Source organism: Phyllobacterium sp. LjRoot231, assembly GCF_964253365.1.
Classification (GTDB): Bacteria; Pseudomonadota; Alphaproteobacteria; order Rhizobiales; family Rhizobiaceae; genus Phyllobacterium.
This window is the reverse complement of the sequence record NZ_CAXUQT020000001.1, coordinates 559,576-583,524: the sequence shown is the minus strand read 5'-3', so window position 1 is coordinate 583,524 and position 23,949 is coordinate 559,576. Positions and strand designations below refer to the sequence as shown.

The following is a 23,949-nucleotide window of genomic DNA, read 5'->3' as shown; positions in this document are numbered from 1 at the left end:
AATATGTCTCATAATATCTTCCTAAATAAAGGGAGATACTGGACGAATTCGCAACAAAAGCAAATCCCCTTTGTAACCGTACTTGGCCTACTCAGAAGGCTTCCGTCCGGGGACCGGCACGTCTTCCGGCATATCGCTGCCTTCCGGGGCATAGGCCGTTGCCGGAGCTCCTGCCGCAGCCGGCTGCGCACCCTTTCCGCTCACTCCGTAGGTCACCTCCCTGGCCGATTTTGGTCCTGGCGCGTTCAGGATCACGGCGCAGGCCTTCGGCAGGTCAGAAAGCATTGTCACCTTCGGCTTAACCGGTTCGGCGGGTTCGGGTGCCTTCTTCCACGGCTCGTCGGTAAACCACCACGCAAGGGACTTGCCACAACCGTCATCGGTACTGATCGGCTCCTGCGGTTTGCAATTCGGCGATCCGGGCTGGCACTTTATACGCACATGGAAATGGTAATAATGCCCCCAATAGGGCCGGATTTTCGCCATCCAGCTGCGATCGCCCTGCACGCTGTCACACAGTTTCTTCTTGATACCGGGGTGAACGAAGATGCGCTCCACCTCAGGGTAGCTGGCTGCGCGTTTCAATAGCGCGGTTCGTGACGGTGTCCATTTGTCCGGATCGACGTAAAGTGTGTCGCCCTTGAGCATCGATGGGGCTGCAACCTTCTCACGCTCATCGTCGGTAAAGCGTTGTTTCGGCATGGGCGTCAGCCAGATATCGGCGTCCAGTCCCACCTGATGCGAAGCGTGGCCGGTCAGCATCGGACCGCCGCGCGGCTGCGATATGTCGCCGACGAGCAGACCCGGCCAGCCATCCTTGGCGGCGGAATCGCGCGCCAGCCTTTCCAGAAGGGCGATCATGCGCGGGTGCCCCCAGCGGCGGTTGCGCGACAGGCGCATTACCTGCCAGGCCGGTCCATCCACGGGCAACGCGACACCGCCTGCGAGACAGCCCTTGGCGTAGAAACCGGTCGATTGCGGCGCGCCGACGCTCGGCAGGGCCTGTGCCCCGAACAATTGCTTGGCCGGACCATCCACGGCAATGGCATCAATGGTGCTGGTGAACGAAATGAGCGCGCCGAGCGCGAGACGCAACAGGGCTTTCGATTTCATGATCGCTGTTCCCCACAAGTGACCCTGGCGAATTTGCGCTCCGGATCGGGGCTTTATGATGGCCAGATTCGCGCAAAAGTCGCAATATACAAGTGAAAATCACAAGCTGATTCGAACGGGACAATCACCATGAAAGCAGTCATTTTCGAGCAATTCGGCCAGACGCCGCGTGTGCAGACAGTTGAAGACCCGTCGCCAGCGGTGACGGGCGTCGTCATCGAGGTCGAGGCGACAGGGCTTTGTCGCAGCGACTGGCATGGCTGGATGGGGCACGATGCCGATATCGTCCTGCCGCACGTGCCAGGACACGAACTGGCCGGGACCGTTCAGGCCGTGGGCAAGCACGTGACGCAGTGGAAGATTGGCAAGCGCGTCACCGTGCCCTTCGTCGGCGGCTGCGGCCATTGTTTCGAATGCAATTCTGGCAATCATCAGGTGTGCGAAAACCAGTTCCAGCCGGGCTTTACCGCCTGGGGCTCCTTTGCGGAATATGTCGCGGTGGATTTCGCCGATACCAATCTCGTCGCCCTGCCGGACTCACTGGATTTCGCCACGGCGGCAAGCCTTGGCTGCCGCTTCGTCACCTCGTTTCGCGCAATCGTCGACCAGGCAAAGGTCAAGCCTGGTGAATGGGTGGCGGTGCATGGCTGCGGCGGCGTCGGTCTTTCGGCCATCATGATCGCGACGGCGATGGGTGCCAATGTTGTCGCCATCGACCTGACCGAGGAGAAACTTGCTTTCGCCCGCGAGCTCGGCGCGGTTGCGACGGTCAATGGCCGCGAGACGCAGGATGTGATCGGTGCGGTGCGGGAGGTTACGAAGGGTGGCGCGCACGTCTCCATCGATGCGCTCGGCCATCCCTCGACCTGTTTCAACTCTATCGCCAATCTGCGCCGCCGCGGCCGTCATGTGCAGGTCGGGCTGATGCTTGGCGACCACGCGCATCCACCGATCCCGATGGACAAGGTCATTGCCCATGAGCTCGAGATCTATGGCAGCCACGGCATGCAGGCCTTCCGCTACAAAGCGCTGATGGACATGCTGGAAACCGGCAAACTGCAGCCGCAAAAACTGATCGGCAAGGAGATCACGCTGGATGATGCCCCCGCCGCGCTGATGGCGATGGACCGCTTCGAGGGGATCGGGATTAATGTTATTACCCAGTTTTAGCGCCAAGCCGCTTTGTTCGGTTGGATGATACAGCGCTGGCCCTTGCCCTCCCCCTTGTGGGGAGGGTGGCTGCGAAGCAGCCGGGAGGGGTATCTTTTGGGGAGGCCTCTGATTTGTTAAAGAAAGACCCCTCCCCGTCGCTTTGCTCCGTCCCTCCCCACAAGGGGGAGGGTAACGGCGGCAGCTGTACCTCGTTATTTCCAGGTTCCATCGCGCCACATGGTCGAAAAGGCGGTGCCGTAATCGGGATAGCGGAAGGAAAAGCCGAGCGCCTTGATGCGTTTATTGGAAACGCGCTTGTTCTCGCCATAGAAGGAGCGCGCCATCGGAGTCAGCGGCGCCGTCTCGAAGTCGGCTTCTTCCGGCGGTTCCACTCCCATCAGTTCGGCTGCATAGGCGACGACGTCCTGCGGCGCCGCCGGTTCATCATCGGTGATGTTGAAAATACCGGCTTCCTTGCGCATGCTGAGAAAAACCAGCGCGCCGGCGATATCATCGACATGAATGCGGTTGAACACCTGTCCAGTCTTGTTCAGGCGGCGCGCGGTGCCGCTGGCGAGATTGACGAAGGCGTTGCGACCCGGCCCATAAATGCCGGCAAGCCTCAGGATAGCGAGCGGAACACCGCGCTCATCGGCCAGTTGCTGCCAGCCCTGCTCGGCATCGACACGTTCCACAGAACGAGCTGAAACCGGATGGCATGGCGTGTTCTCATCAACCCAGGCACCGCCATGATTGCCATAGACGCCAACGGTGGAAAGATAGCCGATCCATTGCAGTTGGCGCATGGCGTGCCGAATAGTCTCGCCAAACTGTGCCAGCACCGGATCGCCGCTTTGCCCCGGCGACGTCGAAATGACGAGATGCGTGACACCGGCGAGGACATCGACAATCTCCTGCGAGGCGTGGGTACCATGAAAGAGGAACGGCGTGATACCCTCCTTCTTGAGGTCTGAAAATTTGGCGCCATCGCGCGTCGTCCCGCCGATGAAATCCGCTTGACCATCAATGGCTTTGGCAAAGGCACGCGCCGAATATCCGGCGCCGAAAAGAAAAACGTTCATTATTGATTTTTCGCGGCTTTGTGCCACTCGGTCAAGACGCTCGCATCATTTTCCTGCACGGCGTGGTGCATGCGCAGGGCCGCGAACCGGTCTTCATCCATCAGTTCACTCAGCGCCCAGACAGCGGCACCGCGCACAAGCGGCAAGGGATCGGCGAGATGTAGTTCAATGGCTTCGATCAGATCTGGTTCGCCGGAATTACCGCAGGCAATCAGCACGTTGCGCAGGAAACGATCGCGGCCGATCCGCTTGATCGGCGAGCCGGCAAACAGCACACGAAACGCCGCGTCATCCAGCGTCAGCAGCGATGCGAGCGATGGCGACCTCAGATCATCGCGCGCCTGTAGCTTGGTTTCCCGCGCAGTCTCGGCAAATTTGTTCCACGGGCAGACGGCGAGGCAGTCATCGCAACCATAGATGCGGTTGCCCATCGCCTTGCGGAATTCGTGCGGAATGGCTTCCTTGTGCTCGATGGTGAGGTAGGAGATGCAGCGCCGTGCATCGAGCTGATAAGGGGCGGGGAAAGCGTTGGTCGGGCAGACGTCGAGGCAGGCGTGGCACGAGCCGCAATGATCTGCCTCGCGTTCGTCGGGCGGCAATTCCGCCGTGGTGAAGATCGTGCCGAGAAACAGCCACGAGCCATGGCTGCGGCTGACGAGATTGGTGTGCTTCCCCTGCCAGCCGAGACCGGCGGCTTCGGCGAGCGGCTTTTCCATCACCGGTGCCGTATCGACGAAGACTTTCAGCTCTTCGCCCGCAGCGCGGGAGGCAAAACGGCTGGCGACGCCCTTGAGCTTGCCCTTGATAATGTCGTGATAATCGCGGTTCTGTGCATAGACGGAAATCGCTGCCTTGTCCCTCTGTTCGAGGATCGCCAGCGGATCGCTGTCCGGTCCGTAGTTCATGGCGAGGACGATGATCGAACGCACCTCCGGCCACAGGTTTTCCGGATTGGCGCGGCGGTCTTCCGTTTCATGCATCCATTGCATGCTGGCATGGCGCCCGAGCGCAAGATATTGACGCAAGCGCTCTTCGGCGAGGGGGATGGCGTCCGGCCGGGTGATCGCAACAAGATCGAACCCCGCAGCGCGCGATTCCTCAAGGATGAACTGCTTCAGCCGTTGCGCCTGTGAGGGCCTGTATGTTTCGGAGTGCAAAATCATCTCGCACTGGCCTTATGCGTGGTTCGACAAGCTCACCATGAGGGAAGTTGGTATTTTTGCAAGGAGCCAAGAAACGCCGACGTTTCCGAGCTATCTTGCAATCAACGAACCTCCCTCATGGTGAGCTTGTCGAACCACACATTTATACCGGTCAAATCAAAAATCCAGATCGCCATAATGCGATGACGGCGGCAGGCCGCGTACCCGGTCCGAGAGCAGTGGCCGGAACGACGGACGCGACTTCATCCGTGTGTACCAGTCGCGCGCCGCTTTATATTCGCCCCATTTGATCTCGCCAAGATAGTCGAGAATCGAGATGGAAGCGGCGGCGGACATGTCGGCATAGCTCGGCGCCGGCCCGGCCAGCCAGTTGCGGGTTGCCGTCAGCCAGTCGATATATTTCATATGCTGGGTGATATTGGTTCGAGCGGCACGAATAGCGCCGGAATCGGGCGCTCCTCCGCCCTGTTCGGCGGTCATGTGCAATTTGAAAATGCGTTCGCGTGCCATATGCCGCGTTACTTCGTTTTCGAGCTTGGTCAAAAACCAGTCGACCAGCCGGCGTACTTCGGCGCGGTTGAGCGAATCTTCAGGAAACAACCGGCGGCTGCGCTTCAGCGCGCCGCGTGTCTCGTCGATATATTCGGCGATCACCGTGGCTCCAGACACAGGTACGTCACCTTCCGCCAAAAGCACGGGCAGAGTACCTGCCGGATTGAGCGCCAGAAACTCCTTGCGCCGCGCCCAGCTGTTTTCTTCGATCAGCTCCACTTCAATGTCATATTCATTGAGGATAAGCCGGGTATAGCGCGAACCGGTGGACATGGGATGATGGAAGAGCGTCAACATGACAGATTTGTAATTCTTTCAAACTGGTATTTAGTCCGGTGTGGTCGTATTGCTCGACAGCCGCTTCAAGTCTGCGCCAAACCTATAGGCGCAACCGTAGCACGAGACAAGTAAACAGGATTTCACCAACAGCCGGTTACCTCCCAGCCGGCAGCATCATGAAAGCGGTAATCATGGAAACACAGACGATTGTCGAAGCCCTTTTCCTTGGCTTGCTGGAAGGGATAACCGAATTCCTGCCGGTCTCCTCCACCGGCCATCTGCTGCTCGCCGGGCATTTTCTCGGTTTCGAATCCAGCGGCAAGACCTTCGAGGTGTTGATACAGCTCGGCGCGATACTGGCGATCCTCACCGTCTATTTCAGCCGTCTCGTGAAGATTGCGCGCGATCTCCCAACCGATCCGAAGGCCCGCCGTTTCGTCGCTGGCATTCTTATCGCTTTCCTGCCCGCCGCGGTCATCGGGGCGCTCGCCCATGACATCATCAAGACCGTGCTGTTCGAATCGCCGATGCTGATCTGCGTGATGTTGATCGTCGGCGGTCTCATCCTGCTCTGGGTCGACCGGTTGGAATTGAAGCCGCGCTATACCAATGTCATGGATTATCCGCTTGGCCTGTGCTTCAAGATCGGCCTGATCCAGTGCTTCGCCATGATCCCCGGCACGTCTCGTTCGGGCGCGACGATTGTAGGCGCGCTGCTGCTCGGGACCGACAAACGTTCGGCGGCGGAATTCTCGTTTTTCCTGGCAATGCCGACAATGGCCGGCGCCTTCGCCTACGATCTTTTCAAGAACCGGCACATACTGACCTTCAACGATGCCTCACTGATCATCATCGGATTTATCGCAGCCTTCATCTCGGGCGTTTTCGTCGTGCGTTATCTCTTGGATTATGTTTCGCGCCACGGTTTTGCATTGTTCGCCTGGTGGCGGCTCGTGGTTGGCACGCTGGGACTGATCGCGCTGATAGTGATGCGGTGATTGTCGCTTATCTCCCCCTTACGGGGGAATAACGGCGTCTCAAACAGGCGTCTGGCTGGAATATTGACCATGAACCCTGAAGCGCCAGAGATATGACGGCAGGATTGTTTCGATCGTCTGCGGCCGGATACCAAGTCCCTCGAGCGTGCGGCCTTCCGCCTTGGCGGCATGGGAGACCACGTTGTCGTGCTGCAGGAGCAGGACCTGGTCTTTGGTCAACAGCGGTTTCGGCAGGACGCCGAGTATCGAGCCCTGAATTTTCGCGATCCAGAACGGGATCGACACGAACATGCGCTTGCGGCCGATGACACGCAGCATTTCTTCGAGGCACTGCTTGAACGTCAGCACTTCACCGCCCCCAAGTTCGTAGACCTGGCCTGATTTCAAGGTGCCATCGACAGAACGCGCGATGACTTCGGCGACATCACCGACATAGACCGGCTGAAACTTCGTATGACCGCCGCCAATCAGTGGCAGGAAGGGCGAAATGCGCGCCATACCGGCAAATTTGTTGAAGAAATCATCCTCAGGGCCGAAGACGATGGACGGGCGAATGATGATGGCGTCGGGCAGGATGTTGTGCACGGCCGCCTCGGCGCGGCCCTTGGTGCTGGCATAGACAGAACGAGAATGCGCATCGGCACCGATTGCTGACATATGGGTCAGCGGTACACCGGCGGCTCGGGTAGCTTCCGCGACGGCACGCGCACCAAAATCATGCACGGTACTGAATTTCTGGTTGCCGCTCTCGAACAACAGTCCAACGAGATTGATCACATGATCTGAACCGGCAACCGCGCGATCCACCGAAGCGCGATAACGAAGGTTCGCCTGCACAGCCTGGATTTGGCCTACACCGCCAAGCGGCTGCAGGTGGAAGGCTAGATCGGGACGGCGCACGGCAACGCGAACGCGGTAACCGCGCTTGGTCAGGGCACGCACGACGTGACGACCAATAAAACCAGAGCCTCCGAAAACGGTGACGAGTTTTGGCTTTATGATTGTCATCGAGCTCTCCTATGGAATCCAAGCGGGCAACTGATGCTGTTTAATGCCTTTTGTTGCCGGCGCAAAGGGGATTGGAGCTCCAATCTCGCGGCGCGTTGCCGCGCCGAAATTATAAACGCAGAACGCGTAGCTCGACAAGCCTGCCGAACCACGCGCTTGGATTGATTACTGCAACATCACGGTGCGCAATTCGTGTTCCTGCGCGCCGACAAGCACATTGTCGCGTTCATCGGAAAGCACGATCGGATCGCCATTGGCGGCAAAGAGCGCCCAAAGTTCAACGCCCGGGGTCATCGGCGGGAGGGCCGGAAAACTCGTGGCGAGATCATCGGTTTTGACCTTGCGCATATAGGCTACCTGTCCGGCGCCAAGACGCGCGAATTCGAGTTCGGTCAGGAGATTCTTGTGATCGGTGGTTTGCATAATAGCCTCCATGTTCGGACAGTCCATCCTTAGGCCCTGTCCAGTTAGAGCTACGACTAGTCCTGAACTGCAATGTTGATGCGTTTGACCAATCGTTCGGGTTCCGGCCGGTCGAGATCGATCGACAGAAGCCCATTCTTCAAAGTGGCGGTGCTGACGCGCATTCCATCGGCAAGAACGAAAATGCGCTGAAACTGGCGTGCGGCAATGCCACGATGCAGATATTCGCGGGTCTCTTCTTCGGCCTGCCTGCCACGAATGATTAACTGGTTGTCTTCCGTGGTCACTTCGAGATCGTCATTGGAGAAACCCGCAACGGCGAGAATAATTCGAAGCTGTTCACGATCATTGCTGTTGCCGCGGATACGCTCGATATTATAAGGCGGATAGCCATCGCCGGATTTGGCGATACGCTCCAGCGTTTTTTCCATCGAATCGAAACCAAGCAGCAAGGGGCTTGAAAACGGTGTCATTCGTGTCATTTGTGCAGTCCTCGAGAAAAGCGACCTAAAAGCAAAACCCGTGATCTTAAGGCATTTCACTTCTGTCCTTTGATATGGTCGATTGAACTGCAGACTTCAAGAGAGTGCCGGATTTCCGGTGATAGAAAGTAAGAGATGACGCGTAAAATCATAATCGACACCGATCCGGGCCAAGACGATGCTCTCGCAATCCTCCTGGCATTCGCCAGCCCGGAATTGGAAGTCCTTGGAATCACTGCGGTAGCCGGCAATGTGCCGCTGGCTCTGACCCAATTGAATGCGAGGAAAATCTGCGAGCTTGCTGGCCGTCCCGATGCGCGAGTCTTCGCCGGCGCCGATCGCCCTTTGATGCGTCCGCTGGTCACTGCTGAACACGTGCATGGAAAGACCGGCCTCGACGGCCCGGATCTGCCGGAACCGGTAATGAAGCTGCAGGATCAGCACGCGGTTGATTTCATCATCGAGACACTACGCACAGAGGAAGCAGGAAGTGTTACGCTCTGCGCGCTTGGGCCCCTCACCAACATTGCACAGGTACTGATTCGCGCCCCCGAGCTTGCGCCTCGCATTCAGGAAATCGTGCTCATGGGCGGCGGGTTCTTCGAGGGCGGCAATGTTACCCCGACGGCAGAATTCAATATCTATGTCGATCCGCATGCGGCGCAGATCGTGCTGCAGTCTGGCGTTCCCGTGGTTATCCTGCCGCTCGATGTAACCCACAAGGCACTGACGACCGCCAAGCGTATCGGGCGTTTCCGCGCCATGGGAACAAAGGCGGGCGATGCTTCCGTTGCTCTTCTGGAATTCTTCGAACGGTTCGACGAGGAAAAATACGGCAGCGATGGCGGCCCGCTGCACGATCCGAATGTCATTGCCTATCTGCTGAAGCCGGAGCTTTATCGTGGCAGGCAATGCAACGTCATGGTCGATGCGGCGAATGAGCTGACGCTCGGCATGACCGTGGTCGATTGGTGGGGAGTGACCGATCGCCACAAGAACGCGCTCTATATCCGCTATGTCGACGATGAAGGTTTCTTTGATCTCCTGACCGAACGAGTCGCACGTCTGCCCTGATCAGGTCCCGTCGTTTACTGGACCTATCTACTTGTTTATTCACGGAAAGTTGAAGCCGCGTAAACCATCAATCAGTAATTCTCGGACAAAATCACCCCGAATAGAGTAGTGTCCAATGGATGGACAGCAGAAAACTTGGGGGTTGATATGCTGACACGGCGTGGTGTTCTGACAGGTGTTCTTGCGGCGGTGCTGGCGCCGCAGGCCGCGCTGGCTGCGCCAAAAAAGAAAATCTTCGTCGTCAATCCGGAATTCAGGCCGCAATATGTTTCGTTCGACTCGTCATATGCGCCGGGCACGGTAGTGATCGATCCACGCGGACGGTTCCTTTATCTGGTCGAAGACGGGTTCACTGCACGGCGTTATGGCGTGGGGGTCGGGCGGGCTGGTCGTGTCTTCCACGGCGTGGCGAAAGTCGGCCGCAAGGAGGAATGGCCACGCTGGATCCCGACGAACGGTATGATCAGGCGCCAGCCGGAAAAATATGCGCGCTACGCCGGTGGTGTCGCAGGCGGCCCCCACAATCCATTAGGTGCTCGCGCCCTCTATCTCTATCGCAATGGACGCGACACACATTATCGCATCCATGGGACGACGGAACCGTGGACGATTGGACGCGCCGTATCGAATGGCTGCATCCGCATGGTCAACGAACACGTGATGGATCTTTATGCTCGGGTGCCGGTTGGTGCACGAGTCGTCGTGATCTAGGCCGCCACGCTGTCCCGCTGGGTATCCGGCGCCAGCGTGATTTCGAGACCGTTCAATTCTTCGGTCATGATCAGCTGACAGGAAAGACGTGAATTGTCCTCGACGTGAAAGGTCACGTCGAGCTGGTCGACTTCCTCGTCCTGCGGTGCGAAGAGCTTTTCCGACCAATCCTGATCGACATAGACGTGGCAGGTGCCGCAAGCGCAGGCGCCGCCGCATTCCGCCTTGATGTCGAGACCCCAATCGCGAATGACCTCCATGACGCGGAAGCCTTCAAGGGCTTCCAGCGTATGGCGCTTGCCGTGCTGATCGGTGACGTGGATGTAGAGGGATTCTGAGCTCATCAGGTTGTACCTATGCCGCCTTCAGTTTCTTCTGCAGGGAGGTGGAGGACGTTGTGTACTGGAAGATGATCCGTTCGCCTGGCGAAACGATGCGTTTTGCCGCCTGGCTCATCAACGCCGCCTCGTGAAAGCCCGAAAGGATGAGCTTCAGCTTGCCCGGATAGGTGTTGATATCGCCAATGGCGAAAATTCCAGGCTCGGAGGTTTCGAATTTCTCGGTATCGACGGCGATCAGGTTCTGGTCGAGATTGAGACCCCAATCGGCGATCGGACCGAGCTTCATCGTCAGGCCGAAAAATGGCAGCAGGCGACCGGCCTCAAGGATTTCCTCGCCTTCGGCGCCCTTGAGGATAACTTTCGACAGTTGGCCATCCGCACCTTCCAGACCGCTGACCTGCCCCATGCGGAACTTGACACGGCCATCCTTTTCCAGCGCCCACATCTTGTTGACGCTATCGGGCGCAGCCCGGAATTCCGGACGGCGATGCACCAGCGTCACCGACTTTGCTACCGGTTCCAGATTGAGCGTCCAGTCGAGTGCGCTGTCACCACCGCCCACGATGACCACGTCGTGACCACGGAAAGCCTCGATCTTGCGTACGGCATAATGAACGCTGGTGCCCTCATAGAGCTCGATTTCCGGCACGGGCGGACGCTTTGGCTGGAACGAACCGCCACCAGCAGCGATGACGATGACCTTGGTGATGAAGGTTTCGTCCGCATCGGTCTCGACGCGGAAACGGCCGTCCTCGAGCTTCTCGAGTGCGGTGACCATGGTGGAGAAATGGAACTGCGGATCGAACGGCGCGATCTGCTTCAAGAGATTGCTTGTGAGGTCCTGACCAGTTACCTCGGGCAAGCCCGGAATGTCGTAGATCGGCTTTTCCGGATAGAGTTCGGCGCACTGGCCGCCCGGACGATCGAGAATATCGATCACATGGGCGCGCAGGTCGAGCAGGCCAAGTTCGAAGACGGCAAAGAGGCCGACAGGGCCGGCGCCAACAATAACCACATCTGTTTCAATCAATTCGGACATACGTGTGCTTTCCAGTAACGAAATCAAATTTTGCGGGGTATCAGGCGCCGGGAACGCGGCGCCAGCTATAAGCTCCGGGAACCGTGTGGGAGCCTCTGCCCGGCTGGTAATAGCCGGGTGCATCGTGGAGATTATGATCGGCGAGCCGGGTTAGCGTCACCGCATGACTGACTTTCATCGTATCGAAGCCGGTGCGCAGCATATAGGCGACCTGATCGATCAAAACATCCCCCACGGCGCGCAACTCGCCCTTGAAATGATGCTGGTTCTTGATCAGCTCACCCTTCGAATAGGAGCGGCCGTCGTTGAAGGCCGGAAATTGCAGCGCAATCACAGGGATCGAATCCAGCAACGGCAACAGCGGTTCAATGCTTTCGCCGGGTGCCACTAAAACGCCGATCTTGCGATTGGTGGCGTTGCGCACACCGTCTTCCAGTCCGAGCCATACGGCCAAGGGCAGGATGATGGCTGGTGCATCGCCGGCCTCTTCCAGCGTTTCGGCTGTGATATACGGGTCCTCGCGGAACCCTTCGCGGCCCCAGAGTTCGCCCGCAGATTTTTCAATGTCACTCATAAATTCGAATCCGTCAGCGAGATGTTGCTCAGTTCGTCGGTGAGTCCGGTCAGGTGAATGCCGCACTCGGTCTTGTCCGTACCTGCCCAGCGGCCGGCGCGATCGTCTTCGCCATCCTTGACCGGCGAAGTGCACGGCATGCAGCCGATCGACCGGTAGCCTTCGGCAACCAGCGGGTGCGGCGGCAATTCATGCGCGGTCATATAGGCCTTGAGGTCGGCCGAGGTCCAGTGCGCCAGCGGATTGATGCGAATGCGGGGCCCAACCGATTCGAAAACTGGCAGGGCGGCGCGGGTTGACGCCTGGAACTGCTTGCGGCCGGTCATCCATGCGCGGTATGGGGCAACGGCGCGAGCCATCGGCTCAACCTTGCGAATATAGCAGCAGCGGTCCTTGTTGGTCATCGACAGTGCGCCGAACGGGTCCTCATCCTTGAGGCTCTGCTTCAGCGGATGGATATCATGCACTTCCGTCATGCCGAAATCGGCGACGAGCTGATCGCGATAGCGCAACGTCGCCGGAAAGTGTTTTCCGGTTTCGAGGAACAGCACCGGCGTCGCGCGGTCGATCTGCGCGATCATATGCAGTAATACAGACGATTCCGCACCGAACGACGAGACCACAGCGATCTCCTCGTTGAACAGGTGATCGATGGCAAGCTCGATGATATCCGTTGGTTCGAGATTGCCGTAACGGGCTTCGAGCGCACGCGCCTCATCCGCTACGGTCTGATCATTGACTTCAAGCAGCATTTGCAGCCTCGCTATAGAGCGCATCCTTGAACGGTGCTGCGCCCACACGCCGGTAGGTGGCAAGGAAGGTCTCTTCCTTGTCGGTCCGGATTTCGAGATAACGATCGACGATCGTCTCGATCGCATCGACGACTTCTTCCGAAGAGAAACCGCGACCGGTAATGTCACCGATCGTGCAAATCTCGTCGCCCGAACCGCCGAGCGAAATCTGGTAGAGTTCCTCACCCTTCTTTTCGACACCAAGAATGCCGATATGGCCGACATGGTGATGGCCGCAGGCGTTGATGCAGCCGGAAATCTTCAGCTTGAGTTCGCCGATGTCCGCCTGACGCTCCGGATTGCCGAAGCGTTCCGAAATGCGCTGCGCGACGGGAATCGAACGCGCCGTTGCAAGAGCGCAATAGTCGAGACCGGGGCATGAGATGATATCGGTGATCAGTCCGGCATTGGCCGTCGCGAGACCATCGGTCAAAAGCAGATCATAGACGATACGCAGATCGGCGATCGCCACATGCGGCAGCACAAGATTCTGCTCGTGACTGACGCGGATCTCGTCGTAGGAGAATTTCTCGGCAATATCGGCGACCAGATCCATCTGCGCGTCCGTGGCATCGCCCGGAATGCCGCCGATCGGCTTCAGCGAAATGGTCACGACGCCGTAATCGGGATTCTTGTGAGGTGTTACGTTCTGGTCGACCCAGGCGGAGAATGCATGATCCGCCTTGCGCGCGGCTGCAAGCTCGGACCAGCCCTCCGGGCGCTGAACCAGGTGCGGCGGCGCGAAGTAGTTATCGATGGCATCGACGTCCTTCTGCGGCAGCTTGAGATCGGTTTCCTTGATCGCCTGCCATTCGGTCTCGATCTGGCGCGTGATTTCTTCCGTACCGGTCTCATGCACAAGGATCTTGATGCGCGCCTTGTATTTATTGTCGCGGCGTCCATTGAGATTGTAAACGCGGACGATCGCGGTCGTGTAGGTCAGCAGATCTTCGACGGGCAGGAAATCGCGGATTTTCTTGGCAACCATCGGCGTGCGCCCCTGGCCACCGCCGACATAGACGCCAAAGCCGAGTTCACCCGCTTCGTTTTTCTTCAGGTGCAGGCCGATATCGTGAACCTGGATAGCTGCGCGATCGCGGTCAGCGCCGGTCACGGCAATCTTGAACTTGCGCGGCAGATAAGAGAATTCCGGATGCATCGACGACCACTGGCGCAGGATTTCCGCATAGGGGCGCGGATCGGCAACCTCGTCGGCAGCAGCGCCGGCGAAATGATCTGCGGTCACGTTGCGAATGCAATTGCCCGAGGTTTGCAGCGCATGCATCTCCACCGATGCAAGCTCATCGAGAACCGCAGGCATATCCTTGAGCGCAGGCCAATTGTACTGGATGTTCTGGCGCGTGGTGAAGTGGCCATAGCCACGGTCATAGCGGCGGGCGATATGGGCAAGTTTGTGCATCTGCCGGCTGGACAGGGTACCGTAGGGAATGGCCACACGCAGCATATAGGCATGCAATTGCAGATAGACGCCGTTCATCAGCCGCAACGGACGGAACTGGTCTTCCGTCAGTTCGCCGGCAAGACGGCGCTCGACCTGATCCTTGAACTGTTCAACACGAGCGGAGACGAACGCGTGATCAAACTCATCGTAACGATACATTCTGCGGTCTTTCGATTTTCAGTCAGGCGGCTTTAGGCTTTTCAGCCTGTTTGCCGAGATCAAGACGAATGGTGGGGCCAAGCTGACGGATGCGCTCGCGCAAGCGAACCGGATAAAGATTTGTGCCGCGCTCTTCAACGTCAATTACGTTCACATCGATGACGAGATTGGACTTGATGGCGTATTTGCCGGCTTCCTCAAGTGCGCTGACAGCTTCCGCATGACGCGCGATCAGCGCCCCATCGATGTGTTCCAGCCACTCGCCATTGGCGCCGAGCCATACGACCTCGCCATCGGTCAGGCGGTTTGCAGTCAACACTTTAACGCTCATGATCATCATCCCTTCGCAGTTACGCAACATTGGGTTCAAGGTGGTGCTGCCCCACGGAATTCTTTGCATTGGCGGAAAGCGGCTCGGCCTTGTCGATGGCAGCACCTGCAACCGCGTCGCCAATGATAACCATGACCGGACCGTCAAGATCGTCGCGCTGCTCCAGTGCCGGCAAATCGTTGAGCGTGCCATGAAACATGCGCCGTTCGGCACGTCCGGCATTTTCAATGACGGCAACGCCGGTATCGGCATGAAGCCCCGCCTGCATCAGCCGCTCGGCGACGGAAGCGGCAACGCTGCGGCCCATATAGACGGCGATCGTTGCGCCGGAGATGGCGAGGCGCGCCCAGTCAGGCAACACTTCGCCTGCCATGTCATGACCCGTGGTGAACACCAGGGAGGATGCGACACCGCGCAGGGTCAGAGGCAGTTGCATATCCGCGGCAGCGGCAAAAGCGGAGGTGATGCCGGGCACGATCTCGAAGGCAATACCAGCATCGCGCAGGGCGGCCATTTCTTCACCGGCGCGGCCATAGACCAGTGGATCACCCGACTTCAGGCGAACGACGCGCTTGCCCTCATGGCCGAGCGAAACGAGCAAAGCATTGATCTCGCTCTGGCTCTTGGTGTGGCAACCCTTGCGCTTGCCGACGGAAAGCCGGGTCGCATCGCGGCGGCCCATGGCGACCACGGCTTCCGGTACCAGCGCATCATAGACGATGACGTCGGCTTCCATGAGGACGCGGTGCGCGCGCAATGTCAAAAGGTCTTCCGCACCGGGACCAGCACCAACCAGCCAGACATAGCCCTTTGGTGCCTTCTGATCATCGAGGAGACCGGCAGCAGCCTGGTGCGCGCCAGTCAGATCATTGTTGTAGATTTTGCTGGCGACATCGCCGGAAAAGAACGAGCGCCAGAACAGGCGGCGCGGCAGACCTTTTTTAACCAGCTTCTCGACGACCGGACGATAGGCGTTGGCGAGACGCGCCAGATCGCCCAGCCGCGGTGAAAAGGCAGCATCGATCCGGGCGCGGATCATCTGTGTCAACACAGGGCCAGTGCCTTCGGAGCCAATGGCAATGGCGAGCGGCGCGCGATTGACGATCGCGGGCGTGAAGAAATCGCAAAGGTCGGGTCGATCGACGACGTTGACTGGAATGTGCTGGTGGCGCGCTTCCTCCGCGATTGCATGGTCCTGGTCTTCGTCGCCCGTGGCGACGAAGACCAGTTTTGCGCCGGTCAGGTGCTTGGGAGTAAATTTTTCTGCGATGTGTTCGTAGTCGCCATCACGAAGGAACGCCGCGAGTTCCGGTTCGGGTTCTGCGGCGATGACGCGAATGGTTGCATTGGTCTGCGCCAGAAGCCGGGCCTTGTTGAGGGCTTCCTCGCCATTGCCAACGACCACAAGCACTTCATTCCGCACGCGGAAGAAGGCTGGAAAGACAGAAAGCTGGCTCGAACGGATGGACATAGTCAAGGGTATCCCGATGGTTCCGGGGATTATCCATGATCCGTCCCAGTTTTATAAGGAACAGAAGTGCGCCGATTGTCGCGGGTGAGCATGGAATTTCTTAAAATGCCGGAACAAGCGGATTTGCATTCTACGTGTACAATGAGACGCACGCCCTGCCATCGCCTCTTGAAGGCAAAGCAAGACATGCTCGATCATCCGCGTCTGGCCGAACAAGCCAGTCCAATACACGACTAGGTTTATCGTGTTAACGAACAAATGCAAGTTATTTTTTCGTGTTACTAATGTCGGATCGCGGAACCCTCGCTCGTCCTCTATAGGAAACCCGTTAAATGAAGAGGAGATTATTTCATGCGCATGATTTTTGTGAATCTGCCAGTCAAGAAGATAGAGGCTACGAGGGCCTTCTTTGCCGCTCTAGGGTTCAGTTTCAATCCGGATCTTTCCGACGACAAGACCGCTTGCATGATCATTGAGGAGAACATCTTCGCGATGCTGATGGAGGAGGATCGCTTCCGGGATTTCATCAATAACGATATCAGCGACGCCACCAAGGCACAGGAAGTGCTGATCGCACTTTCCGCCGGAAGCCGCGAGGAAGTGGACGACATTCTGGCCAAGGCTCTTGCTGCCGGCGGCAAGGCGTGGAAGCCAATTCAGGACCTCGGTTTCATGTATGGCTGCAGCTTCCAAGACATTGATGGCCATGTCTGGGAAGTCGTGCACATGGACCAGCCCGCACAGTAAAATTTTGGAATCAATTGGTCGTCCTCATGCAACTGCGAGGGCGGCCGATTCCATTTTACCAGATACCGGGAATGAGGTGCGACTTCACCTTCTGGCAATAGGCATCGTATCCGGGAAGATTCGTTTTCAAATAACGCTCCTCATCAAGCAGGCGTATGCCAATGACGATGCACAGGGCGATTGCAGCCGGCACCGCCCACAGCGAGCCAAGCGCCAAAGGCGTTGCGAGAAAGAGCACGACAGCGCCCGAATACATCGGATGCCGGACCCAGGCGTAAGGGCCGGTGGAAATAACGTTCTGGCCGGATTTGACCTCGATGATACTCGACGCGTGGCCGTTTTCGCGGAAGGCCAGAAACATCCAGAAGCCGACGAGAGCAAGGATATCGGCCAATATGACGAGCCACAGTGGTAAGGGCAGTCCGGTGAAATGCCGCTCTATTCCCGGCACGACGAACATCAAACAGACCACCACACCGGCGATCGCCTGAATCCACTTCTGCGACTTCTCGCGTTCGGCAGCTGGTCCGGCCTTGAGCCGACTTGCAATAAGTGCGGGATCATATTTGAGGAAGTAGAGGGTCATCACGAGCGCGCAGATCCCGAAGATCACCAGATAGAGCCAGCCCTGCCAAAAATACAGCGTCCACGCAGGAACGTGAATCAGCAGACCAAGTATCAGCAGCGTTTTCGCATTTCCCTCGATCGCTGTTTTCCGTAATTTTTCGATGTCGATTTCTTGCGCACTCACAGTTGGTCCTCCTCAGGCTGTAAATACCGCCGGCACATGCACAGGCCAGCGCCACGGCAGGATAGCAACAAGATCGAAACGAAGGGAGAGGCGGGAATGGTCGGGCTGGCGCGCGAGCCATAGATCGGCCGCCGCCTCGATACGGCGCATGGTCAGGACATTGACCGAATCCATCGCCTGCTCGAGTGTTGCCCGCGCCTTGACCTCGACGATAAGCACGACATCTCTACGCCTTGCGATCAGGTCGATCTCGCCAAGTTTTGTGCGGTAGCGTCGGCCAACAATGCGATAGCCTTTCAGCATCAGTGCCAGGGCAGCAAGACGTTCGGCGGAATGGCCGCGACGGTAGGCCTTATGGCGCTTGCCGGGTTCAGTCATTTCATGGCCAGTAGCCGCTGATAAAGCTCGCCCTTGGGCCGTCCGGTCATACGCGAGGCTTCGCCAGCGGCCCTGGAAGGAGACATTTCAAGGCTAAGTGCGCGCAACAGCGCATCGATATCGTCATCGCTGCGTGGCACGTGCTCGTCTTCCTGCGGAGGGCTGATCACCAGCACCACTTCGCCCCGGATCCGATCTTCGCCGTCAAATTCCTCCGCCAGTTTTTTGAGCGGAAGCGTAGTCACGGTCTCATAGGTCTTGGTCAGTTCGCGGCAGAGCGAAGCCTGCCGTTCGGGTCCGAACACTTCGACCATATCTGCCAGCGTTGTTGCCGCACGATTGGGGGATTCAAAGAAAACGAGCGCGGCGTCCAGAGACTTTAGCGATTCGAGTTTCGCGCGTCGCTGACCCTGTTTCGATGATAGAAAGCCGGCAAAGTAAAATGCATCCTTGAACAGGCCCGACGCCGTAAGCGCGGCCAGAACCGACGATGCGCCGGGGATCGGCACGACCCTTATGCCTGCAGCCTTGGCTTCCGGAACCAGACGTCCGCCTGGATCGGAGACCAGCGGCGTACCCGCATCTGAGATCAGCGCAACGCTTTTGCCCGCCAGCAGCGCTTCAATCAGCTTTGGACCGGCCATATCGGCATTGTGCTCGTGATAGGCATAGGGACGCCGCGAGATGCCGTAGCGCTCGAGCAAGACGCGGCTGACCCGTGTATCCTCGCAGGCGATAATATCCACCGCTGCAAGCGTCTCGATGCCGCGGATGGTCATGTCGCCGAGATTGCCGATCGGTGTCGCCACGATATAAAGCGCAGGCTCCAGCGGACGGGCGCGATATGAAGCGCTGCCAATCTGGTAGTTCCGCTCCCTAACATCGCCGTCAGACATCGTAATCCCTCATGCTGCGAGATCGGCGATGACCGCGTTGAGCACAATTGCGCCCTCTGGCGTTGTGCGAATACGGCTATTGCCGATATATTCGATAAGGCCCTGTTCGGCCAAGGAAACGACACGGCTCTCCTTGACGCTGTGTCCGGTCAGCCGTTCGTAACGTGCCAGATCGATACCTTCAACCAACCGCAAACCCATAAGCAGGAATTCATCGCCTTCCTGCTCGCCGGTCAGGAACTCTTCCTCAACCACGCCGTGACCAGCAGTCTCGACCCTTTCCACCCAGGTTTCTGGATGACGCTCGGTGATCGTCACGGCGCGCGTGCCGTTTTCGATGAAGCGGCCATGCGCTCCCGGGCCGACGCCGACATATTCGCCGTAGCGCCAATAGACGAGGTTATGCTGCGACTCCGCGCCCGGCGCGGCGTGATTGGAAATCTCATAGGCAGGCAAGCCATGCTGTGCCGTAACCTCTTGCGTCTCCTGATAAAGCGCCGCCGCATGATCGCCATCGGGCGTCACCAGCTTGCCGGCTTTCCAGAGATTGTAGAAAGGCGTGCCTTCCTCGATCGTCAGCTGGTACAGCGACAGATGATCGGCGGCATAGGAGATGGCTTTGGCAAGTTCGTCGCGCCATGCCGCAATCGTCTGGTCGGGGCGCGCGTAGATCAGGTCGAAGGAGAGCCGCGGAAAGATCTCACGCGCCAGTTTTATCGCGGACAGCGCTTCATCGACATTATGCATGCGGCCAAGCCGGCGCAGATCGGAATCGTTAAGTGCCTGCACGCCAAGCGAAACGCGGTTCACACCGGCAGCACGGTAGCCACGGAACCGATCCGCTTCGACGCTGGTCGGGTTGGCTTCCAGCGTGATCTCGATGTTATCCGGCACCTGCCAGTTGCGGGCAATTTCATTGAGAACAGACGCCACCGTTTCCGGCTGCATCAGCGATGGCGTGCCGCCGCCAAGAAAGATGCTTGATACAGTCCGCGCGCCGGTGCGTTCGCGCATCGTTGCCATTTCGCGCGCAAAAGCAGCGGCAAAGCGCGGCTGGTCCACAGCTTGATGCCGGACGTGGGAATTGAAGTCGCAATAGGGGCATTTGGCCATGCAGAACGGCCAATGGACATAGACACCGAAACCGGACTCGGCTTTGTCCAGGCCATGGTCGGGGTGATTCATCCGGCGTCCAGACAATCTTTGGCAAAATGTTGGAAGGCGCGGGCGCGATGCGACAGCGCCGTAGCATTGCCAGGCTTCCAGCCATGCTTTTGTTCTGCTGTCATTTCGCCAAAGGTCGCGTCGTAACCTAGCGGCTTGAAAACCGGATCGAAGCCGAAACCGGCGGTGCCGCGCGGCGGCCACACAAGTTCGCCTTCCACCTCGCCACGATAATAATTGGCTTCGCCATCCGGCCATGCAAGGCAAATGACCGAAACGAAACGGCCGCTGCGATCATGCGGAGCGCTCGCGCCCTTTTCCTGTAGCGCGGTCTCGACCTTTTGCATGCCATGGGCAAAGTCGCGCTTGCCATCGGGCAGTTCCGCCCAGTTGGCCGTGTAGACACCCGGTTTGCCGCCCAGCGCGTCGACGCAAAGGCCGGAATCATCGGAAAGTGCCACAAGACCGGTCGCCTTGGCTGCGGCAAACGCCTTGATATACGCATTTTCCTCGAAGGTCGCGCCCGTTTCGTCCGGTTCGGGCAGGCCCAGATCGCCGGCCGATACCACCTCAAAGCCGAATGGCCCAAGCAGGTCGATCATTTCCTTGATCTTGCCCTGGTTGTGACTGGCGACGAGCAGCTTGCCTTTTTCGAGTGTTCTCATTTCAGATTCCATAATTGCGGCTCCGCAAATTCAATCGAGTTTCCTGATGGATCGCGGAAATACAGCGAATGCGCGCCATTCGGCCAGTCAAATTCGCTTTCGATGGCAATGCCATGCGCCTCAAGATGGGATTTCCATCCGGCGATTTCATCCCGGGTTGCGCGAAAACACACATGACCCGGACCGGTGGCACCATGCGAGGGTATCGGCAAACCACCTTTCGGGCGTTCTTTCAACTTTTCCGCGTCAAACAGGATCAGCACGCCGGCACCGCAGCGGAAGAACACGGATTCGTCGCCCGCGCGCAGGATGCATTCAAGCCCGAGCACATCGCCGTAGAATCGTGCAGCCGCCTCGACATCGGACACATAAAGCGCTGTTTCCAGAATACCCGATGGCTGCATGGTTCTTGATCTCTAGCTGACGGCCATTTTCTGCAAGGAAACCAACCGGGTGATGCCGTTGCGGGCAAGGCCCATCAGCGACAGCAGTTCCTCTTCGGAGAAGGGTTCGCCTTCGGCGGTTCCCTGCACTTCGACGATACCACCCTTGCCGGTCATGACGAAATTGGCATCGGTCTGTGCGGTGGAGTCCTCGAGATAATCGAGATCGATCACAGGCGTGCCGTTGGAAATGCCGCAGGAAATGGCGGCGACATGATCCTTGAGGACTTTCTCAACCTTCAGCATCTGGCGCGTTTCCATCCAGCGCAGGCATTCATGCAAGGCGACCCAGCCGCCGGTAATCGCTGCGGTGCGCGTTCCGCCGTCCGCCTGGATGACATCGCAATCGACTGTGATCTGGACTTCGCCCAGCGCCTGCAGGTCGACAACCGCACGCAGCGAACGTGCGATCAGCCGCTGGATTTCCAGTGTGCGTCCGCCCTGCTTGCCGGAAGAGGCTTCGCGGCGCATGCGGTCGCCGGTCGAGCGTGGCAGCATGCCGTACTCCGCCGTCACCCAGCCCTTGCCGGTATTGCGCATCCAGCCCGGCACTTTTTCTTCAAGGCTGGCTGTACACAGCACATGGGTATCGCCGAATTTGACCAGGCACGAGCCCTCGGCATGTTTGGAAACGCCGCGCTCAAAGGAAATGGCGCGCATTTCGTCAGGGGCTCGCTTGGAGTGACGCATTGGTAGACCTCTTGTTGATGTGTTCTGGGCCTTTTAACTGTGATGCGGTGATGAAGCAAAGGCTTTGATGATTGCGTAGAGAATGCTTATATCGGGGATGTAGCAAACAAAAGCACGAGGCAGAATGAACAAGACTGTGGTTCCGGAAACATTGCAATCGCTTGACCAGCGATCGCGCGATATTTTCCGGCGGATTGTCGAAAGCTATCTTGGCGATGGCGAGCCGGTAGGTTCGCGCAATCTGTCGCGAATCCTGCCCGTGTCGCTATCGCCTGCAACAATCCGTAATGTGATGAGCGATCTCGAACATCTCGGCCTCGTCTATGCGCCGCATATTTCCGCCGGCCGCCTGCCGACACAGCTCGGCCTCCGCTTCTTCGTCGATGCCTTCATGGAAGTCGGTGACCTTTCCAAGTCCGAGCGTAATTCCATCGAGGCGCAGGTCAGGGCTGGCGAAACGCAATCGGCTGAAAACGTGCTGACGCAGGCGAGCCAGATCCTTTCCGGCATGTCACGCGGGGCAGGGCTCGTGCTCGCGGCCAAGGCGGAGGGCGCGCTCAAGCACATCGAGTTCGTCCGGCTCGAACCGACGAGAGCCCTCGCGGTGCTGGTCACCCAGAGCGGTGATGTCGAGAACCGCGTCATCGATCTGCCGGTCGGCGTCACGCCGTCGCAATTGATCGAAGCCTCGAATTTCCTCAACGCGCATATTCAAGGCCGTACCATCACCGAGGCGCGGCAGGAAATCGCCCGGCTGAAGGAAGAAACCCAGCAGGCGCTCGACGCCCTGTCGCAACATCTGGTCGAGCAGGGGCTTGCCATCTGGGGCGGCGATGGTGGCGGTCAGCCAGCGCGGCTGATCGTACGCGGGCGTGGCAATCTGCTCGAATCGGTGAGCGCGGAGGCGGATCTTGATCGTTTGCGCCATCTCTTCGATGATCTCGAGACCAAAGAGGGCACGCTGCAGCTGCTTGATCTGGCGGAAGCCGGGCCGGGCGTGCGCATTTTCATCGGCTCGGAGAACAAGCTGTTTTCGCTTTCCGGCTCATCGCTGGTCATTGCTCCCTACCGTGATTCCGAACAGCGGATCATCGGCGCGCTCGGCGTCATCGGTCCGACCCGGCTCAATTATGCGCGCATCGTGCCGATGGTGGATTACACGGCACAACTTGTATCGCGTCTGCTGCGTTAGTCATTTGCACTTGATTTTTATGGCCTAAACCTCGATATCCAGCGCAACTTACGATAATGAATGGACAGGATACATGGCTGAAGACAAGAAAAATCACGATGCACCCGATCTCGACCAGCGCGACCTGAAGAACCCGCGCGATCGCGATGCGCTGAAACGCGCTGCCGATGATTTTCTGAAATCACGCAAGGCCGAGGAATATGCCCTCGCCCAGGACGAGGAAGTCGAGGCAAATGCCAACAACTGGGCCGAACTCGATAGACTGCGCGCTGAGAACGGTGACCTGAAGGACCAGCTGCTGCGGCTAGCTGCTGATATGGAAAACCTGCGCAAGCGCACCGCCCGCGACGTACACGATGCGCGTGCCTATTCGGTGGCGAATTTTGCTCGCGACGTTCTTTCGGTTTCCGACAATCTGAAGCGTGCGCTGGAAGCAATTCCCGCCGATGCGCTGGCCAAAGGCGATGCAGGCTTCAAGACCCTCGCTGAAGGCGTCGAGATAACCGAGCGTTCGCTGATGTCGGCAATGGAACGCCACGGCGTCAAAAAGCTGGACCCGCTGGGCCAGAAATTCGATCCCAATTTTCACCAGGCGATGTTCGAAATTCCGAATGCCGATGTGCCGCACAACACGGTGCTGCAGGTCGCGCAGAGCGGTTTTGTCATTGGCGACCGCATGCTGCGGCCGGCGCTTGTCGGTGTGTCCAAGGGTGGTCCCAAGCAGACCGGCGCCGAAGGTCAGCCTGAACCTGGCCCGATCAATCCACAGGCGGAAAAAGACGCCTGATCCGATCCTTGGATCGATTTGAAGAGCCGCA

28 protein-coding genes are annotated in these 23,949 nt (G+C 58.4%); 7 read left to right on the top strand and 21 right to left on the bottom strand.

Annotated elements, in window-relative coordinates:
• Nucleotides 1–87: 87 nt before the first annotated feature.
• A complete protein-coding gene (gene mepA, locus ACSQ3H_RS02775; RefSeq protein WP_436115629.1) occupies nt 88–1,113 on the bottom strand; it encodes a penicillin-insensitive murein endopeptidase in 1,026 nt (341 codons plus the stop codon).
• Between the two features lie 129 nt (nt 1,114–1,242).
• Here mepA and ACSQ3H_RS02770 point away from each other — a divergent pair, with 129 nt between their 5' ends.
• Complete coding sequence (locus ACSQ3H_RS02770) at nt 1,243–2,283, top strand: zinc-dependent alcohol dehydrogenase family protein (protein ID WP_436115628.1); 1,041 nt, start codon at nt 1,243–1,245, stop codon at nt 2,281–2,283.
• Between the two features lie 194 nt (nt 2,284–2,477).
• Here ACSQ3H_RS02770 and ACSQ3H_RS02765 read toward each other — a convergent pair whose 3' ends face one another.
• From ACSQ3H_RS02765 to ACSQ3H_RS02755, 3 genes are all read right to left on the bottom strand, one after another.
• Nucleotides 2,478–3,347 carry an SDR family oxidoreductase gene (locus ACSQ3H_RS02765; RefSeq protein WP_436115627.1) on the bottom strand — a complete coding sequence of 290 codons (870 nt, stop codon included), beginning with the start codon at nt 3,345–3,347 and terminating at the stop codon, nt 2,478–2,480.
• Nucleotides 3,347–4,504 carry a tRNA epoxyqueuosine(34) reductase QueG gene (gene queG / locus ACSQ3H_RS02760; RefSeq protein ID WP_436115626.1) on the bottom strand — a complete coding sequence of 386 codons (1,158 nt, stop codon included), beginning with the start codon at nt 4,502–4,504 and terminating at the stop codon, nt 3,347–3,349. Before queG ends, ACSQ3H_RS02765 begins: the two co-directional genes overlap by 1 nt.
• 162 nt (nt 4,505–4,666) lie before the next feature.
• Nucleotides 4,667–5,359: a glutathione S-transferase family protein gene (locus tag ACSQ3H_RS02755; RefSeq protein WP_436115625.1), complete on the bottom strand. Its 693-nt coding sequence runs from the start codon at nt 5,357–5,359 to the stop codon at nt 4,667–4,669.
• 173 nt (nt 5,360–5,532) lie between these two features.
• Here ACSQ3H_RS02755 and ACSQ3H_RS02750 point away from each other — a divergent pair, with 173 nt between their 5' ends.
• Entirely contained in the window at nt 5,533–6,339 is an 807-nt protein-coding gene (locus ACSQ3H_RS02750; protein ID WP_436115624.1) for an undecaprenyl-diphosphate phosphatase, read from the top strand.
• Between the two features lie 39 nt (nt 6,340–6,378).
• On the opposite strand, the gene ACSQ3H_RS02745 is transcribed toward ACSQ3H_RS02750, so the two are convergent.
• The 3 genes from ACSQ3H_RS02745 to ACSQ3H_RS02735 all read right to left on the bottom strand — a co-directional run bounded on the left by ACSQ3H_RS02745 (nt 6,379) and on the right by ACSQ3H_RS02735 (nt 8,252).
• A complete protein-coding gene (locus tag ACSQ3H_RS02745; protein ID WP_436115623.1) occupies nt 6,379–7,347 on the bottom strand; it encodes a complex I NDUFA9 subunit family protein in 969 nt (322 codons plus the stop codon).
• 165 nt (nt 7,348–7,512) lie between these two features.
• Nucleotides 7,513–7,770, bottom strand: a complete 258-nt coding sequence (locus tag ACSQ3H_RS02740; protein ID WP_436115622.1) for a DUF1150 family protein — start codon at nt 7,768–7,770, stop codon at nt 7,513–7,515.
• A 56-nt stretch (nt 7,771–7,826) separates the two neighbouring features.
• Nucleotides 7,827–8,252, bottom strand: coding sequence for an Hsp20 family protein (locus ACSQ3H_RS02735; RefSeq protein WP_436115621.1), 426 nt, complete (start codon nt 8,250–8,252; stop codon nt 7,827–7,829).
• Nucleotides 8,253–8,387: 135 nt separating this feature from the next.
• Between ACSQ3H_RS02735 and ACSQ3H_RS02730 the strand changes: the two genes are divergently transcribed.
• Both ACSQ3H_RS02730 and ACSQ3H_RS02725 read left to right on the top strand, forming a co-directional pair.
• A complete protein-coding gene (locus tag ACSQ3H_RS02730; RefSeq protein WP_436115620.1) occupies nt 8,388–9,326 on the top strand; it encodes a nucleoside hydrolase in 939 nt (312 codons plus the stop codon).
• A 147-nt stretch (nt 9,327–9,473) separates the two neighbouring features.
• Nucleotides 9,474–10,037, top strand: a complete 564-nt coding sequence (locus tag ACSQ3H_RS02725; RefSeq protein WP_436115619.1) for a L,D-transpeptidase — start codon at nt 9,474–9,476, stop codon at nt 10,035–10,037.
• Here ACSQ3H_RS02725 and ACSQ3H_RS02720 read toward each other — a convergent pair.
• Genes ACSQ3H_RS02720 through cysG form a run of 7 tightly spaced genes read right to left on the bottom strand, consistent with a single transcriptional unit; the run spans nt 10,034 to nt 16,205 of the window.
• Complete coding sequence (locus ACSQ3H_RS02720) at nt 10,034–10,381, bottom strand: 2Fe-2S iron-sulfur cluster-binding protein (RefSeq protein ID WP_436115618.1); 348 nt, start codon at nt 10,379–10,381, stop codon at nt 10,034–10,036. The two genes, ACSQ3H_RS02725 and ACSQ3H_RS02720, sit on opposite strands and share 4 nt — an antisense overlap.
• Before the next feature lie 10 nt (nt 10,382–10,391).
• A complete protein-coding gene (locus tag ACSQ3H_RS02715) occupies nt 10,392–11,417 on the bottom strand; it encodes an NAD(P)/FAD-dependent oxidoreductase (protein WP_436115617.1) in 1,026 nt (341 codons plus the stop codon).
• Nucleotides 11,418–11,457: 40 nt separating this feature from the next.
• Nucleotides 11,458–11,991 (bottom strand): DUF934 domain-containing protein, encoded by a 534-nt coding sequence (locus ACSQ3H_RS02710; protein ID WP_436115616.1) that lies wholly within the window; start codon nt 11,989–11,991, stop codon nt 11,458–11,460.
• On the bottom strand, nt 11,988–12,743 hold the full coding sequence (locus tag ACSQ3H_RS02705) for a phosphoadenylyl-sulfate reductase (protein ID WP_436115615.1): 756 nt from the start codon (nt 12,741–12,743) through the stop codon (nt 11,988–11,990). Before ACSQ3H_RS02705 ends, ACSQ3H_RS02710 begins: the two co-directional genes overlap by 4 nt.
• Nucleotides 12,733–14,403 (bottom strand): nitrite/sulfite reductase, encoded by a 1,671-nt coding sequence (locus ACSQ3H_RS02700; RefSeq protein WP_436115614.1) that lies wholly within the window; start codon nt 14,401–14,403, stop codon nt 12,733–12,735. The genes ACSQ3H_RS02705 and ACSQ3H_RS02700 overlap by 11 nt, the downstream gene beginning before the upstream one ends.
• Nucleotides 14,404–14,425: 22 nt before the next feature.
• Nucleotides 14,426–14,734 (bottom strand): DUF2849 domain-containing protein, encoded by a 309-nt coding sequence (locus ACSQ3H_RS02695; RefSeq protein WP_436115613.1) that lies wholly within the window; start codon nt 14,732–14,734, stop codon nt 14,426–14,428.
• Between the two features lie 19 nt (nt 14,735–14,753).
• The gene (cysG, locus tag ACSQ3H_RS02690; protein WP_436115612.1) at nt 14,754–16,205 is read right to left on the bottom strand and encodes a siroheme synthase CysG; all 1,452 of its coding nucleotides are present in this window, start codon (nt 16,203–16,205) and stop codon (nt 14,754–14,756) included.
• 351 nt (nt 16,206–16,556) lie between these two features.
• Here cysG and ACSQ3H_RS02685 point away from each other — a divergent pair, with 351 nt between their 5' ends.
• Nucleotides 16,557–16,952 carry a VOC family protein gene (locus ACSQ3H_RS02685; RefSeq protein ID WP_436115611.1) on the top strand — a complete coding sequence of 132 codons (396 nt, stop codon included), beginning with the start codon at nt 16,557–16,559 and terminating at the stop codon, nt 16,950–16,952.
• Between the two features lie 55 nt (nt 16,953–17,007).
• Here the strand turns inward: ACSQ3H_RS02685 and ACSQ3H_RS02680 are convergent, their stop codons facing one another.
• Genes ACSQ3H_RS02680 through rph form a run of 7 tightly spaced genes read right to left on the bottom strand, consistent with a single transcriptional unit; the run spans nt 17,008 to nt 21,939 of the window.
• Nucleotides 17,008–17,703 carry a methyltransferase family protein gene (locus tag ACSQ3H_RS02680; RefSeq protein ID WP_436115610.1) on the bottom strand — a complete coding sequence of 232 codons (696 nt, stop codon included), beginning with the start codon at nt 17,701–17,703 and terminating at the stop codon, nt 17,008–17,010.
• Between the two features lie 12 nt (nt 17,704–17,715).
• Entirely contained in the window at nt 17,716–18,081 is a 366-nt protein-coding gene (locus tag ACSQ3H_RS02675; protein WP_436115609.1) for a YraN family protein, read from the bottom strand.
• On the bottom strand, nt 18,078–18,977 hold the full coding sequence (gene rsmI, locus ACSQ3H_RS02670) for a 16S rRNA (cytidine(1402)-2'-O)-methyltransferase (protein ID WP_436115608.1): 900 nt from the start codon (nt 18,975–18,977) through the stop codon (nt 18,078–18,080). Before rsmI ends, ACSQ3H_RS02675 begins: the two co-directional genes overlap by 4 nt.
• 9 nt (nt 18,978–18,986) lie before the next feature.
• Complete coding sequence (gene hemW, locus ACSQ3H_RS02665) at nt 18,987–20,162, bottom strand: radical SAM family heme chaperone HemW (RefSeq protein ID WP_436115607.1); 1,176 nt, start codon at nt 20,160–20,162, stop codon at nt 18,987–18,989.
• Entirely contained in the window at nt 20,159–20,806 is a 648-nt protein-coding gene (locus tag ACSQ3H_RS02660; protein WP_436115606.1) for a non-canonical purine NTP pyrophosphatase, read from the bottom strand. The genes hemW and ACSQ3H_RS02660 overlap by 4 nt, the downstream gene beginning before the upstream one ends.
• Nucleotides 20,803–21,210 (bottom strand): VOC family protein, encoded by a 408-nt coding sequence (locus tag ACSQ3H_RS02655; RefSeq protein ID WP_436115605.1) that lies wholly within the window; start codon nt 21,208–21,210, stop codon nt 20,803–20,805. Before ACSQ3H_RS02655 ends, ACSQ3H_RS02660 begins: the two co-directional genes overlap by 4 nt.
• 12 nt (nt 21,211–21,222) lie before the next feature.
• Nucleotides 21,223–21,939 carry a ribonuclease PH gene (gene rph, locus ACSQ3H_RS02650; RefSeq protein WP_224511452.1) on the bottom strand — a complete coding sequence of 239 codons (717 nt, stop codon included), beginning with the start codon at nt 21,937–21,939 and terminating at the stop codon, nt 21,223–21,225.
• Nucleotides 21,940–22,063: 124 nt separating this feature from the next.
• On the opposite strand from rph, the gene hrcA reads away from it, so the two are divergent.
• A complete protein-coding gene (hrcA, locus tag ACSQ3H_RS02645; protein WP_436115604.1) occupies nt 22,064–23,131 on the top strand; it encodes a heat-inducible transcriptional repressor HrcA in 1,068 nt (355 codons plus the stop codon).
• A 73-nt stretch (nt 23,132–23,204) separates the two neighbouring features.
• A complete protein-coding gene (grpE, locus tag ACSQ3H_RS02640) occupies nt 23,205–23,918 on the top strand; it encodes a nucleotide exchange factor GrpE (protein WP_436115603.1) in 714 nt (237 codons plus the stop codon).
• The last annotated feature ends 31 nt before the right edge of the window (nt 23,919–23,949 follow it).

Bases quoted from the DNA above. Each gene is read 5' to 3' on its own strand.
- mepA (WP_436115629.1), bottom strand. From the start codon at position 1,113: ATGAAATCGAAAGCCCTGTTGCGTCTCGCGCTCGGCGCGCTCATTTCG.
- ACSQ3H_RS02770 (WP_436115628.1), top strand. From the start codon at position 1,243: ATGAAAGCAGTCATTTTCGAGCAATTCGGCCAGACGCCGCGTGTGCAG.
- ACSQ3H_RS02765 (WP_436115627.1), bottom strand. From the start codon at position 3,347: ATGAACGTTTTTCTTTTCGGCGCCGGATATTCGGCGCGTGCCTTTGCC.
- ACSQ3H_RS02755 (WP_436115625.1), bottom strand. From the start codon at position 5,359: ATGTTGACGCTCTTCCATCATCCCATGTCCACCGGTTCGCGCTATACC.
- ACSQ3H_RS02750 (WP_436115624.1), top strand. From the start codon at position 5,533: ATGGAAACACAGACGATTGTCGAAGCCCTTTTCCTTGGCTTGCTGGAA.
- ACSQ3H_RS02745 (WP_436115623.1), bottom strand. From the start codon at position 7,347: ATGACAATCATAAAGCCAAAACTCGTCACCGTTTTCGGAGGCTCTGGT.
- ACSQ3H_RS02740 (WP_436115622.1), bottom strand. From the start codon at position 7,770: ATGCAAACCACCGATCACAAGAATCTCCTGACCGAACTCGAATTCGCG.
- ACSQ3H_RS02735 (WP_436115621.1), bottom strand. From the start codon at position 8,252: ATGACACGAATGACACCGTTTTCAAGCCCCTTGCTGCTTGGTTTCGAT.
- ACSQ3H_RS02730 (WP_436115620.1), top strand. From the start codon at position 8,388: ATGACGCGTAAAATCATAATCGACACCGATCCGGGCCAAGACGATGCT.
- ACSQ3H_RS02725 (WP_436115619.1), top strand. From the start codon at position 9,474: ATGCTGACACGGCGTGGTGTTCTGACAGGTGTTCTTGCGGCGGTGCTG.
- ACSQ3H_RS02720 (WP_436115618.1), bottom strand. From the start codon at position 10,381: ATGAGCTCAGAATCCCTCTACATCCACGTCACCGATCAGCACGGCAAG.
- ACSQ3H_RS02715 (WP_436115617.1), bottom strand. From the start codon at position 11,417: ATGTCCGAATTGATTGAAACAGATGTGGTTATTGTTGGCGCCGGCCCT.
- ACSQ3H_RS02710 (WP_436115616.1), bottom strand. From the start codon at position 11,991: ATGAGTGACATTGAAAAATCTGCGGGCGAACTCTGGGGCCGCGAAGGG.
- ACSQ3H_RS02705 (WP_436115615.1), bottom strand. From the start codon at position 12,743: ATGCTGCTTGAAGTCAATGATCAGACCGTAGCGGATGAGGCGCGTGCG.
- ACSQ3H_RS02700 (WP_436115614.1), bottom strand. From the start codon at position 14,403: ATGTATCGTTACGATGAGTTTGATCACGCGTTCGTCTCCGCTCGTGTT.
- ACSQ3H_RS02695 (WP_436115613.1), bottom strand. From the start codon at position 14,734: ATGAGCGTTAAAGTGTTGACTGCAAACCGCCTGACCGATGGCGAGGTC.
- cysG (WP_436115612.1), bottom strand. From the start codon at position 16,205: ATGTCCATCCGTTCGAGCCAGCTTTCTGTCTTTCCAGCCTTCTTCCGC.
- ACSQ3H_RS02685 (WP_436115611.1), top strand. From the start codon at position 16,557: ATGCGCATGATTTTTGTGAATCTGCCAGTCAAGAAGATAGAGGCTACG.
- ACSQ3H_RS02675 (WP_436115609.1), bottom strand. From the start codon at position 18,081: ATGACTGAACCCGGCAAGCGCCATAAGGCCTACCGTCGCGGCCATTCC.
- rsmI (WP_436115608.1), bottom strand. From the start codon at position 18,977: ATGTCTGACGGCGATGTTAGGGAGCGGAACTACCAGATTGGCAGCGCT.
- hemW (WP_436115607.1), bottom strand. From the start codon at position 20,162: ATGAATCACCCCGACCATGGCCTGGACAAAGCCGAGTCCGGTTTCGGT.
- ACSQ3H_RS02660 (WP_436115606.1), bottom strand. From the start codon at position 20,806: ATGAGAACACTCGAAAAAGGCAAGCTGCTCGTCGCCAGTCACAACCAG.
- ACSQ3H_RS02655 (WP_436115605.1), bottom strand. From the start codon at position 21,210: ATGCAGCCATCGGGTATTCTGGAAACAGCGCTTTATGTGTCCGATGTC.
- rph (WP_224511452.1), bottom strand. From the start codon at position 21,939: ATGCGTCACTCCAAGCGAGCCCCTGACGAAATGCGCGCCATTTCCTTT.
- hrcA (WP_436115604.1), top strand. From the start codon at position 22,064: ATGAACAAGACTGTGGTTCCGGAAACATTGCAATCGCTTGACCAGCGA.
- grpE (WP_436115603.1), top strand. From the start codon at position 23,205: ATGGCTGAAGACAAGAAAAATCACGATGCACCCGATCTCGACCAGCGC.